The sequence below is a fragment of the Stutzerimonas sp. genome, assembly GCF_982611455.1.
In genome coordinates this window covers 1-11,265 of record NZ_CEXBBO010000063.1, presented here as the reverse complement: position 1 = coordinate 11,265, position 11,265 = coordinate 1, and the positions used below count along the sequence as shown (strand labels likewise).

At 55.4% G+C, this 11,265-nt stretch carries 11 protein-coding genes and 2 pseudogenes; 5 read left to right on the top strand and 8 right to left on the bottom strand.

Annotated features, from left to right (window positions below; genetic code table 11):
* Together AC2LD7_RS21360 and AC2LD7_RS21355 are read left to right on the top strand one after the other, a co-directional pair.
* Positions 1-197: pseudogene (locus AC2LD7_RS21360) on the top strand (hypothetical protein); the annotation flags it as partial.
* 15 nt (positions 198-212) lie between these two features.
* Positions 213-506, top strand: a complete 294-nt coding sequence (locus AC2LD7_RS21355) for a hypothetical protein (protein WP_484599633.1) — start codon at positions 213-215, stop codon at positions 504-506.
* Between the two features lie 588 nt (positions 507-1,094).
* On the opposite strand, the gene AC2LD7_RS21350 is transcribed toward AC2LD7_RS21355, so the two are convergent.
* The 5 genes from AC2LD7_RS21350 to AC2LD7_RS21330 all read right to left on the bottom strand — a co-directional run bounded on the left by AC2LD7_RS21350 (position 1,095) and on the right by AC2LD7_RS21330 (position 4,671).
* Positions 1,095-1,553, bottom strand: coding sequence for an ABZJ_00895 family protein (locus AC2LD7_RS21350; protein WP_484599632.1), 459 nt, complete (start codon positions 1,551-1,553; stop codon positions 1,095-1,097).
* A 115-nt stretch (positions 1,554-1,668) separates the two neighbouring features.
* The gene (locus AC2LD7_RS21345; RefSeq protein ID WP_484599631.1) at positions 1,669-2,058 is read right to left on the bottom strand and encodes a hypothetical protein; all 390 of its coding nucleotides are present in this window, start codon (positions 2,056-2,058) and stop codon (positions 1,669-1,671) included.
* 153 nt (positions 2,059-2,211) lie between these two features.
* Positions 2,212-2,601, bottom strand: a complete 390-nt coding sequence (locus tag AC2LD7_RS21340; RefSeq protein WP_484599630.1) for a hypothetical protein — start codon at positions 2,599-2,601, stop codon at positions 2,212-2,214.
* A complete protein-coding gene (locus AC2LD7_RS21335; RefSeq protein WP_484599629.1) occupies positions 2,598-3,863 on the bottom strand; it encodes a hypothetical protein in 1,266 nt (421 codons plus the stop codon). The genes AC2LD7_RS21340 and AC2LD7_RS21335 overlap by 4 nt, the downstream gene beginning before the upstream one ends.
* Before the next feature lie 70 nt (positions 3,864-3,933).
* Positions 3,934-4,671 (bottom strand): FMN-dependent NADH-azoreductase, encoded by a 738-nt coding sequence (locus tag AC2LD7_RS21330; RefSeq protein WP_484599628.1) that lies wholly within the window; start codon positions 4,669-4,671, stop codon positions 3,934-3,936.
* Positions 4,672-4,788: 117 nt separating this feature from the next.
* On the opposite strand from AC2LD7_RS21330, the gene AC2LD7_RS21325 reads away from it, so the two are divergent.
* Together AC2LD7_RS21325 and AC2LD7_RS21320 are read left to right on the top strand one after the other, a co-directional pair.
* Positions 4,789-5,694, top strand: coding sequence for a LysR substrate-binding domain-containing protein (locus tag AC2LD7_RS21325; RefSeq protein ID WP_484599627.1), 906 nt, complete (start codon positions 4,789-4,791; stop codon positions 5,692-5,694).
* Between the two features lie 404 nt (positions 5,695-6,098).
* Positions 6,099-7,850: a methyl-accepting chemotaxis protein gene (locus AC2LD7_RS21320; protein ID WP_484599626.1), complete on the top strand. Its 1,752-nt coding sequence runs from the start codon at positions 6,099-6,101 to the stop codon at positions 7,848-7,850.
* 132 nt (positions 7,851-7,982) lie between these two features.
* Here the strand turns inward: AC2LD7_RS21320 and AC2LD7_RS21315 are convergent, their stop codons facing one another.
* Together AC2LD7_RS21315 and AC2LD7_RS21310 are read right to left on the bottom strand one after the other, a co-directional pair.
* Positions 7,983-9,032 carry a hypothetical protein gene (locus AC2LD7_RS21315; protein ID WP_484599625.1) on the bottom strand — a complete coding sequence of 350 codons (1,050 nt, stop codon included), beginning with the start codon at positions 9,030-9,032 and terminating at the stop codon, positions 7,983-7,985.
* Between the two features lie 114 nt (positions 9,033-9,146).
* Positions 9,147-9,667: pseudogene (locus tag AC2LD7_RS21310) on the bottom strand (REP-associated tyrosine transposase).
* Positions 9,668-10,133: 466 nt separating this feature from the next.
* On the opposite strand from AC2LD7_RS21310, the gene AC2LD7_RS21305 reads away from it, so the two are divergent.
* On the top strand, positions 10,134-10,607 hold the full coding sequence (locus AC2LD7_RS21305; RefSeq protein WP_484599624.1) for a hypothetical protein: 474 nt from the start codon (positions 10,134-10,136) through the stop codon (positions 10,605-10,607).
* Between the two features lie 70 nt (positions 10,608-10,677).
* Here AC2LD7_RS21305 and AC2LD7_RS21300 read toward each other — a convergent pair whose 3' ends face one another.
* Positions 10,678-11,223, bottom strand: a complete 546-nt coding sequence (locus AC2LD7_RS21300; RefSeq protein WP_484599634.1) for an REP-associated tyrosine transposase — start codon at positions 11,221-11,223, stop codon at positions 10,678-10,680.
* Between the last annotated feature and the right edge of the window lie 42 nt (positions 11,224-11,265).

Below are 11,265 nucleotides of genomic sequence, written 5' to 3'. Positions count from 1 at the left end.
TTCATGGCTCCATCCTCTCAAGAGTTGGAGCCTCCGGGAAAGCCGGGGCGGTTCAGAACTTCCTTGTAGGCCTGGCGCTGTTTGTGACAGGCGGGTTTGTCATGTACACGGAGAACGACGAAGTACTCGAAGTGGTACGCGCCGTGAAGACCGACAGCAATACGGCTAGCGCCACCGCGAATGCGGCCAACGCGTGATGACAGGAGCAACTCATGAATAGACTGCACATGAAGGGCCGCATTCTTCAGCTGATCAATGCCAAAGAGGATGCCGGTATCTGGGACTGGCAGGTCACCGACGCGTTGATGAAAGAGTTTGATCTTAGCGGCGCCTATTGGCGCGGCAATACCCGCGTCACGCTGACGGACCTGTTCTCCAGCGGCATCATCGAAAGCGTTGAGGAGAAGCTCGACGACCAAGCTTACTTCGGTGCAGGCCGAGTCTTGTTCAAGTTCCGGCTCAACGACTTTGGTCGGCAACGCATGCGCGATACCGCACTGGCCTGACGGCCAGCATTACCCACTACAACCAAGGAGATACCATGTCTGAGTTCTGGGGTTTTCCAGGGGCCGACATCCTCGCCGTCGCCGTCATTATTGTGCTCAGTGGCTTTGCCCTCTACCAGGCGCGAACCTTTGTAACCAAGCTTTAAACGCGAAAACACCGCGCTGTTATGGGCCGTAGCAGCGCTCTGACTATGTAGAGGCTCAGCCTAACGTTCTTGTTTGGGTTGCCCGGCTCATAATGCGCGCGGCTCCAGCGTCCGAAGATCTCTTGATGTGATGGGCCCGCCCTGACGAGTCCATAGAGAAAGAGGGATAGTAGGGTGGAAAACGGCGTGGCCTTTTCCACGCGTTTATTCCGATTACCTTGCTTTCAGGCGTTCAGCTTCCAGTGATTTTTAGCAGGCGCACAGCCAAGCCCACCGACACAACCCCACAGCCGCCGTCTTATCCGCCTGCCCGGTAGCATCGATGTGTTCAACTTTTCGTTAGTTTGCGTAGGCCAACTTCCAAAAGCGTCCCCGCGCGGAGTGTGGGGGCGCGCATAAGCCATCACGGCGAATGAAATGAGCAGGTCCAGCAACTGTTACGCTACGCTTTTAATTGAATCTTCTTGGCGTATTTGTTCGCATGCCATCCAAATGATAGGTTTAGCATTAAATAATGGAACAACGTTACTGCTGTCATGATGACTAACCACGTCAGCGCAGAGAGTCTCGGGAGAATCCTTGATATTTCAGTAAGCCCTTGGAAGCCTAGCGCAACTGAGATTAATATCAGAACCCCAACAACTGATATGGCAAAAGTTGCTAATAAACAGCCAAGTATTATTTTATTCTTCTCTGATTGTTTTGGTGCTCTTTTATTGATTGCTACAAATTGATTGGATGTAATAATTGATGCGCCCATTAACATTGCTATGTTTGCACCGGAGCCGAAGTCAATATCGAAGCCGTGCGCAATCAAGTTAAATATTGCCATCAGTGCTGCATGAAGTAATGCAAATAAACCTACATATCTAATAATTGATACATCGTCTTTTGTTGGCATGAGAACGTCCTTGTATAGCATTAGTTAAATTAACAAGCGAGCAACAGCGCAGGTTTTGTAAGTCTAGTTGCGGAACGACCGATTCGGGTGCATTGCCGATCCTGGCATGCCGCAATCAATCTCCTGTTAGCTTGAGCAGGCCGACTCCCAGAAGCAGCCAAGCCATACCGGCGAAGCACAGCCACCAAGCAATGACCATGCGGTTTTTGATGAAATGGGGCAAGCTGCGAACTTCGTTCTCCAAAAGGTCTCCGCGTTTTATATGTCCTTTGGGGAACAATGCTACAGCTGCCAAACTGCTGGTTAGAATAAAACGGGAGTAAAGACCGCTATTACCCCAAAGCATTTTCTGTCTTAGCACATATTCGCTGTTTGGGAATGTGTGGAGAATCAGGTCGAGATTTCGGTATGCCATGACAAGAATCATGAGCATGCCCGAAAAGCCAATCACGAACGGGGCCAGCATAAAAGCGAACGCCCACCAAGAGTTCCAGAAATCAATCATGGCTTCGTCTGCTCGTACAAGAATTCTCCCATCCACTCGCCACCTGCTGCGCCACCGGCACCACCAGCAACCGAAGCTCCGCCAACCACAACCAGACCGCAGACAACGCTACCCAGGCCACCCGAAGCCGACTGAATCAAGCGGTCAATGTGGTCAGCTTTTACTAAGTTTGAGTAGGCCTACTGCCAGAAATAACCACGCGAGGCTAATCCCCAATAGCCACGTCGACCAAAGCATTCGAGGTTTGAGATGCTTTGGAAATCTTTTCACTTCATCAGCCTCAAGTTCGCCACGGCGTAGATAGAAGTTAGAAAGGAGAACCGCCCCGGTTATGGCGTTCACTTGCATATAGCGCGCAACGAATCCTGAGCCAGACCATATGTTCAACTGGTTGCGGATATGGTTGCTGTGAGGGAACGCCGCTTTCATTTCATCTAAGTCGTAATAAACCATATAGACGGTAATAGCTTGTCCTATTGCTCCGATCACGAAGGGGGCCAGCATAAAAGCGAATGCCCACCAGGAATTCCAGAAAGCAGTCATGGTCTGGTTTGCTCGTACAAGAATTCGCCCATCCACTCTCCGCCTGCCTGGCCGCCTGACCCGCCTGTAACGGAAGCACCGCCGACGATTACCAAGGCGCATATAACGCCACCTATACCGCCTGATCCCAAACCAATGGCAGCGCAAATAGGCCCTGCTGCCAAACGGCTAGTAATTGACACAGCGGCACTGCCACCGCCCACCGCACCAAGGAAACTTCCCGTCTCGGTAAAACGGATCTTCCGACATGCCTGAGTTTCGCCTGCCTGACACACCTCTTTAACTTTTAGGGCTGAGGCCGTACCACCCAGAGCAATGCCGATATAGCTTCCATTTCTCAGGTACTTAGCTGCCTTAGCAATCTGATCCATATGAGTGGCGTAGCCGGGGATCTGGCCCGGTGCGCCGCCTTTGCTCCAGTGATGCACCAGGCTGCGGGTGGAAATGCCGAGGTCTTGGCGCAACGTTGGGTAGCTGCCCAGGCCCAGCTGCTTGCCGAGGAAGGTTGCTTTGAGTTGGTTGTCGAGTTGGCGGTAGAGCTGCTGGCGGGAGGTGAAGAACTGCTGACTTTGCAGATGGCCATGCGTGGCGAACTCGCGCTGATGTAGATATTCGATATCGCGCAACGTGCCGTCAATCTGCTTCAAACCGTTGCCTAGCACATCGGTACCCATCCCCAGCGACTGGCTGGCGCCACCGACCATCACGGCGATCTCAGTCTGATGCTTAGCCATGAAGTCGGCTTCGCTCTCGCTCAACGGTTCCAGAGCCGCGCGCACCTTGGCGGCCGCCGCCATCAGATCGGCCTCTTCGCGCGAGCAAGCAGTTGGATTGATCAGGTTGCCCAAGACGACCATCTCGCCGGCCTTGAAGCCTTTGGCGAAAGTGGGGTTTAACGCCTTGATGCGGTTGACCAGGTGGTTGTGGGGCGCATTGGCAAACAGTCTGGCAAGCACCTGCTCGCCGGACATGCTACGCGGCACGATGTAGAAGCCGGGCGGCTGAGGCTCGGGGAGCCTGAGCATGTCGGGCGGCGGCCAATCCGAAAGCTCAGCGGTGGTTTCGAGTTTCTGTTCCCAGGCAGCGAAGGAGGCGCCGCCGTTACCTGGCTTGGGCTTCGGCAGCTCCGCCTGGCGGCCCCAGCCACGATCAGGCATCCAACTGGCGTCGCGGCTGCCGGCGCTGTCCGCCTTCCAACCGTTGTCCAAGTTCCAGCCCTGATCGAGCGGGTAGGCCGCGTCTTTAAGGTTGTCCGTTCCCATGAGAATCTCCCTGTTTTGCTGAATCGGGCCGCAGTCTATCTGTTCAAAGCGTCGGGCAATTAGCGCCTGTTCACGAAGCTTGAGCCCGAGCAGCACCAAAGGCGTGGGTTACAAAAGATTGAGGACTGGTCACAAGCGCTGCCTGAAGCTCTTCCACCAAGGCATCAACCTGATGCAGCGCCTCAGCCACCGAGGCCGCGAGCACTTCACCACCCGTTTCCTGCCCTTCAATTGCGATCTGATGAATGCGGGTGATGCCGATGAAATTAAGCGCCGTCACCAGGTTTGGCTCCAGATGGTTCATATGAGCCATCTCCCCGCCAGGGCCGAAGCCTATGCCGCCTCTGGCGGTGAGGATAACCGCATGCCGAGGCCGATCTCCCAGCATGGGCAGGTAGGGATCGTCGGGAAGTCGGCTTTCATCGATGCCAACCGTGCGGCCAAGTCGCACCACCTGATCGACCCATGCCTTAAGTGGCGCGGGCATCCCGAAGTTGTAAAGCGGCGTCCCGATGACCAACACATCGGATGTGATCAACTCATCGACCAGTTGGTCGCTTTCTGCCAGCGCCTCCTTCATCCAGGGTTCCTGACGTTCTGGCGGCGTAAAGGCCGAGGCGATCCAGTCATGGTCGAGAAAGGAGGGCGGGCTCTGGCCGATGTCCCGGTAGACGATGCTGTCCTGCACACGGCGGGACCGCCACTGGCTGACGAAGCGGTGCGTGAGGTTGCGGCTGTGGGAACCGTGCGCGTCCTTGCCGGCAAGGCCGGGGCGGGCGCTGGCGTCGAGGTGCAGAAGGTGCGTCATGGTGGGTCTCCTCTGTGACTGAGTTCATCTGTCATTCGCGGTAGAGCCAGGCTAGGACTAGGCTCTACGGGCGACAAACGATCAATTTCTCCAGGTACAGATGAGGAAAACTCAGCCATGGCGCACCGCCGGTTACCCTCGCTTTCCGCACTGCGCGCCTTCGAAGCCGCCGCCCGCCATGAGAGCGCCAAGCAGGCCGCCGAGGAGTTGTTCGTTACCGCCACGGCGATCAGCCACCAGATTCGCTCGCTGGAAGAATCGCTCGGCGTGGCGCTGTTTCTGCGAAAGCCCCGAAAGCTGGAGCTGACCGACCCAGGGCGTGAGCTGCAACAGGTGCTGGAAACGGCGTTCGACACCATCAGTACAACGGTCGAACGCCTCAGTACGGGGCCATGCCGTCAGGCGATCACCCTCAGCACCACACCGGCCATAGCGGTCCGCTGGCTGGTGCCCTGGGTCTGCATGCTGCGCGATTCGCATCCCAACATCGATCTGCGCTTCCACACCTCCCATGAGCCGGTCGCGCTGGACGGCGTCACGGCGGATATCGCCATCCGCTACGGCGATGGCCGCTGGCCGGGGCTGGTGGCAGAGAAGCTGTTCGATAACACCTTCGTACCGACCTGCAGCCCTCATCTTGGCTTGCGTGATCCGGCCGATCTGCCCAAACACTCGCTGATTCACTTCCGCGCCCAGGGTGCAGCATCCGCCCCGATTCATTGGGCTTCATGGCAGAAACTGGCCAACGTGCCGGGGTTGGACGTCAGCGCCGGGCTGGTCTTCTCCGACGAGACCCACGCCATCTCAGCCGCCATTGGCGCCCAAGGTGTGGCCCTTATGAGCCGTCAGCTGATCGAGGATGAGCTGAGGGAAGGGCGGCTGATGCAGCCGTTCGGGCCGGTGATGGAAGGGAAGCCGTTTCATCTCGTATATCCGGAGAGTCGCCGGGATGATCCGACGGTTCTGGCTGTGAGGGATTGGGTGATGGCGGTGCCGGGTGGGTTGTGTGAGGTGACGGGGTGATAGCGGCAATGTATGCGAGTCAGATCGTAGCGTGGAAAACGGCGGAGCCTTTTCCACGCGTCACTTCCAGGCTACTCGCTGAACATCTCCATACCGTCCGTCGTCGCGAATTCAAAGCCGGCAACGGCCTGTAAGGAGCACGCAAACAGCGACTAAGCCTTGCCCCATGCGGGGCATAGTCGATTTTGGCGTGCCGCCTTATGCGCGCTTCAAGACCTTCATACGTTCATACCTTCAGGACCTAACCATCAAGACAACGGCCGCTACTGCCGATACCCCAAAGAGCGGCGACGGAACGCCTTGCAGACCAACCAGCCGACTGCAAGACAGAACCGCCCCATCTCAAGCGGGCAGCACTGCAACTAAGGAACTCCTCAGACGCTTTAATTCTGGAGTCACCCTCAATGAGCCCCGCACGACACTCAAATACAAGACCGATTCAACTGCTGATGGCGATCCTGGCCGTCACGCTGGCCGCACTGCTCTATGCCTTTTATGCCATGAAGCACGCTTCGACCGACCTGCGTGACATCAGCGAATTACGTTACAACTCCTATTTACTGGCCGATGAGCTCAGACAAAGCTCGGATGATCTGACCCGGCTAGGCCGCACCTACGTGGTAACAGCTGATCCGGAATATGAACGCCAGTACATGCAGATACTTGATATCCGCAATGGCAAGGCCCCGCGTCCCCAGGATTATCAGCGGATCTACTGGGATTTTGTAGCCGCCGGCAATGCCAAGCCGCGTCCCGATACAACCGCAATCTCGCTCGATGACCTGATGAAGCAAGCCGGCTTTAGCGATGCCGAATTTTCCAAGTTGCAACAAGCACAAGCCAATTCAAATGGCCTGGTGCAACTTGAAGTCAAAGCCATGAACGCAGTCAAAGGCCGGTTTGCCGATGCCGAGGGTAACTACACCCGTACCGGCGAGCCGGATTTGGCCATGGCCCGCGAACTGGTGCACAGCAAGGACTATCACCAGTTCAAAGGCCAGATCATGCAGCCGCTGGACGAGTTCTTTGTACTGCTCGATCAGCGCACCGCCAAAGCGGTAACCGTTGCGGATGAAGGCCTGGTCCAGGCCCAATATCTTTTCCTGGCGCTGATCTTTGCTTTGTTCGCCGAAATCGGCCTGCTGATCTACCTCAACCACCGCAAGATGCTCGGCCAACTCGGCGCCGCGCCCGCTGAGGTGGACCGGGTGGTCAATGAGCTGGCTGCAGGCAACCTGGCCGTGCAAATACCGCAAGCATCCGCAGACAGCGTGATGGGTACTTTGCATATGATGAACGACAAACTCAGGATCCTGATTGGTGCGGCCTTGCATACCAGCCAGCAACTGATGTCGGCCATCGGCGAAGTAACCGAGATGGTCGATAACACCACCGGTCGAACCAACCAGCAAAACGAGATGACCGACTTGGTGGCGACAGCCGTGCATGAGATGGGTCTTACCGTGCAAGAGATCGCCCGCAATGCCAGCAGCGCCGCCCACGCCACCCGTGACGCCCTGGAGGAGTCCCAGCAGGCCAGCCAGAACGTACATGACTCCTGTAGTCATATCGAAAGCATGGCCAGTGATATCGGCAATGCCGCGAATGCTGTCAGCCAACTGGCTGAGCAAGTTGCATCCATCGATCAAGTGCTGGCGGTGATTCGCAGTATTTCCGAGCAGACCAATCTGTTGGCCTTGAATGCCGCCATCGAGGCCGCTAGGGCGGGCGAAATGGGCCGTGGTTTCGCCGTGGTTGCCGACGAAGTTCGCACCCTGGCCGGCCGCACTCAGGGCTCGACCGATGAAATCCAGCAAATGATCGCGCGCCTCAAGAAAGGCGCCGAAGACGCCGTGACATCCATGCGCACTGGCCAGACAGCCACCGCGACCGGTGTAGAGGCCAGCCAACAGACCAGCAAATCACTGCAGACCATCGCAGCACGCATCCAAGATATCAGCGACATGAACCAGCAGGCAGCCGCCGCCACCGAAGAGCAGTCAGCGGTGACCGAAGAAATCAACCGCAACGTGCAGGGTATCTCCGACCTTGCCACCTCAACCAACAGCGATATTCAGCGCTGCCGCGCCAGTTGCCACACGCTACGCAATCTATCGGAAGACCTGGCGCACAAAATGGGGAGCTTCCGTCTCTGAGCGATGAGCACTGCAAAGAACCCGGCCGCGAGCTTTAACAAGCTCGGCCGGATCACCTTGGCCTGGCGCGTCGACGAAGGGGGGCAGCATCAGGGTCTGACCTTCGAAATAATAGCCAGAGGCTGAACGGTCTTAACCTGCTGGTTTGATGATTGCGCGAACAAATTTCGATGGGATTTGTACGATGCGGTTGTCATCGCTGCGAAGTACCAATGTCTCACCAAGTGACCAAACGACGTGGATATTATTCATCACACAATCGCTGCTCAACGTCAGTTGCTCTATCGGAACTTCGCAGTAACTCGGCTCCAGTAGTATCGCTTCTGCTAGAAAGTTACCTAAGCCTAGCGCCTGTACTGCTTTGTCAGGCAACGTAGTTAGTAGGCCGCTGTAGCCTGCTATGACCATGGCGAAAAAGACAGAAAAATGCAGTGCAGGATTCCAGCCAGCGATGAAAGCGAATGAGCACATGGCTGCGATTGCTGAAACGCCCAGAACTACTGCTATGTAAACCACCCACTTCCAAGCACCAATTTGGAAGCCTTCTATAATCGGCGCAGATTGGCCAAGCGTGTATGTGACCAAAACTCCTGCCACCATGACTCCAACAACTGCGGCCCACATATAGCGGATAAAACTGAATTTAGGTAGCGCGAAGACGACCTGAATGATCAGGCCATACACGAGGGTCACGAGCACTGGAACAAGCACAACCGAAATAGCAAATAAAGGCGGCGCTATTACTAGTACTGACAGCAGGCCGAGCGCGCAACTCAAAAATGGCAGCGCGAATACAAGGCCGCCCAGCTTCAGAGCCCACCAACCGAGTTGATGGGCAAGATAAGGGCGGGAATATCGAAGTTCTTCCTTGATTATCCTGAGTTCGAGAAACTGGCCAAATATCCAAGGCCCTGGCAGAAACAGAGGCACTACAAGAAAGCCGATGATGATGAATCCGATCGCTGCCGCAGCGATTAACAAGGACGAAAATTGAAAGAGGTCAAAGCTGGGATAAAAGTGATTGCGGTAGAAATAAAAAACGAACATCCCGAAACCGAACAGTGGCGGGGCGACCTTAAGAATCATCGATATGTGTAGGCGCAGAAATTTGCTGGATGATTCCAGAGCGCGGTCGAAGAGGTCCTCGTCAGGGGTAGGTCGATCCATCCATTTTTGCTGCATCACGTCGTCCTTGAACCCGATTCGAAGGCGCCACGCTACGGGAGCGCGCAGAGCGCTGCAATATGCATCGCGCAGCGTTAGTTCTTAGCTTGGGCCAAGAGTATGGGCTTGTATTTAAGGCATCGGAACAGGAGGCTGTTCCCCGCACCAGTCGTTTGGATAAATTCCAGCCCTGACGGCTCGATGAAACTGGAGTAAGGCCAATCGGCGACGCGGGTAACCCACCCATGTTTCAGCGGATTGAGGTGAACATAGTCGATGTGATGGCGGTAATCGCGTTCGTCACGAATCAGATGTTCCCAGTAGCGGCGTTGCCAGATCCCTCGCTCACCACGGGATCGTTGCGTTGCCGTGAGTACTTCGGTTTTTGGCAGCCGCCTGGCAAACGCGAACTTTATGACCTTCCAACGCAGAGCGAAATCAGCGTCACCTTCTGGTAACGTCCAGACGCAATGCATGTGATCCGGAAGGACGACCCAGGCATCGATATGAAACGGATGGCGTTCCCTGGTGGCGCGAACCGTATCGCGTAGCAGGTTGACATGGCGGACCAGCAGATCGCTTCGGCGGTTACGCAGGTTGACCGTGAAGAAATAGGTTGCGCCCGGCACTTGGGCGCGGCGATATCGAGACATGCGGCTCATCCTTGAGCGTTGTGTTGGCAGGAGGTCCGTATCGGTGGATAAGCAAAGCGTTATCCACCCTACGCCATCTCACCCGCCCACACCGCCGACGCATCGACGTTGCGGGAGGTAGGGTGGAAAACGGCGAAGCCTTTTCCACGCGTTTCTTCCAGGCTACCTCACTAACAGGCGTGAACTGGTGATCGTGCAATTCCCTGGAATTTGCCACCTCAATCACAGATTTTTTCTCGACTTCCCCTTCGCAAAATTTTACGCGGGAGGCTTCGGATAGCATTGCCGCTACATGCCACGCGTAGGCGGTCGTATAGTGGTTTATTAGTCTGGCGTAACGTACTGTTTTCTAATGGATTAAGGATTTAAAGTGGACTGTCGCAGGATGCGTTTGTTTGCTAACAACGTGATTATTCTTTGTAGTGACGGGGCCTATAAGCTCTTGGTTAGCCCACCGAGACGAACTATGCAGATAATGTTTGGTGCGGCGTTTGTGCTGCCAGGATTAGGGGCTATATACGGGGTTAGCGCCGATATTAATTGGCTAGTTACTGGTGGGTTTCTGCTTTGTCCAATTCTGCCTTTTTTTGTGCTTTCTTTAGGTGATTCCCAAGACTATATAGAAGCTTACATCGATGAATTGGGGTTGACAGTAGTTTTCAAGGCTACTGGTCGGAGGGAGCTTGATGCGAAATATCATATTTCTGCTGGAGATATCAAGTCGGTCGTAGTGGAGGCACATATTTGGCGTAGTGCCAGGCTTGGCAGTAATGAGTGGAGGCAGTATCGGATATATACACATGAGTCTGGTGATAGGCCGGCTATGAAAATAAATACCGGTCGGCCGCTTTCGTTAATTGTCAAAGATTTCTCGCTGTTTAAGAAGGCCCCGTGGCTTAGTAATATACCGGTGTTGTTTTCCGACAGACGAGGCACGTAGCCTTGGTGGCTGAGATTTGTAAATAGAGAAATTATTCTTTTTCCGATTGACAGGTTATATGGACCCCATCTCAACCGCCCACACCGTCGACGTATCGTCGTTGCCTGAACGTAGAGTGGAAAACGGCGAAGCCTTTTCCACGCGTCATTTCCGGACTAGCTCGCTCACCGCCCCAGTCGCTGGGATAAACCCCAGCCCTGACGGCACGATGGAAGCTTGAGTAGGGCCAATCGGCGACGCGGGTAACCCATCCATGCTTCAGCGGATTTAGGTGGACATAGTCGACGTGATGGAGGTAGTCGCGCTCGTCACGAATCAGATGTTCCCAGTAGCGCCGTTGCCAAATCCCTCGCTCACCACGGGATCGTTGCGTTGCCGTCAGTACTTCGGTTTTTGGCAGCCGCCTGGCAAACGCGAACTTTATGACCTTCCAACGCAGAGCGAAATCAGCGTCACCATCCGGGAGCGTCCAGACGCAATGCATGTGATCAGGCAGGACGACCCAGGCATCGATGTGAAACGGGTGGCGTTCCCTGGTGGCTCTTACCGTCTCGCGGAGAAGGTCAATGTGACGGACAAGCAGATCGCTTCGACGGTTACGCAGTAAGCGCTCCATAAACCCCGTCCTGGCGGACGGGTTTGTTTTCAGGAAGCAGAG

What these genes read in the sequence shown, in the direction of transcription:
- AC2LD7_RS21340 (WP_484599630.1), bottom strand. Translation starts at nt 2,601, where the DNA reads ATGACTGCTTTCTGGAATTCCTGGTGGGCATTCGCTTTTATGCTGGCC.
- AC2LD7_RS21320 (WP_484599626.1), top strand. Translation starts at nt 6,099, where the DNA reads ATGAGCCCCGCACGACACTCAAATACAAGACCGATTCAACTGCTGATG.
- AC2LD7_RS21315 (WP_484599625.1), bottom strand. Translation starts at nt 9,032, where the DNA reads ATGCAGCAAAAATGGATGGATCGACCTACCCCTGACGAGGACCTCTTC.
- AC2LD7_RS21330 (WP_484599628.1), bottom strand. Translation starts at nt 4,671, where the DNA reads ATGACGCACCTTCTGCACCTCGACGCCAGCGCCCGCCCCGGCCTTGCC.
- AC2LD7_RS21345 (WP_484599631.1), bottom strand. Translation starts at nt 2,058, where the DNA reads ATGATTGATTTCTGGAACTCTTGGTGGGCGTTCGCTTTTATGCTGGCC.
- AC2LD7_RS21300 (WP_484599634.1), bottom strand. Translation starts at nt 11,223, where the DNA reads ATGGAGCGCTTACTGCGTAACCGTCGAAGCGATCTGCTTGTCCGTCAC.
- AC2LD7_RS21355 (WP_484599633.1), top strand. Translation starts at nt 213, where the DNA reads ATGAATAGACTGCACATGAAGGGCCGCATTCTTCAGCTGATCAATGCC.
- AC2LD7_RS21325 (WP_484599627.1), top strand. Translation starts at nt 4,789, where the DNA reads ATGGCGCACCGCCGGTTACCCTCGCTTTCCGCACTGCGCGCCTTCGAA.
- AC2LD7_RS21305 (WP_484599624.1), top strand. Translation starts at nt 10,134, where the DNA reads ATGCAGATAATGTTTGGTGCGGCGTTTGTGCTGCCAGGATTAGGGGCT.
- AC2LD7_RS21350 (WP_484599632.1), bottom strand. Translation starts at nt 1,553, where the DNA reads ATGCCAACAAAAGACGATGTATCAATTATTAGATATGTAGGTTTATTT.
- AC2LD7_RS21335 (WP_484599629.1), bottom strand. Translation starts at nt 3,863, where the DNA reads ATGGGAACGGACAACCTTAAAGACGCGGCCTACCCGCTCGATCAGGGC.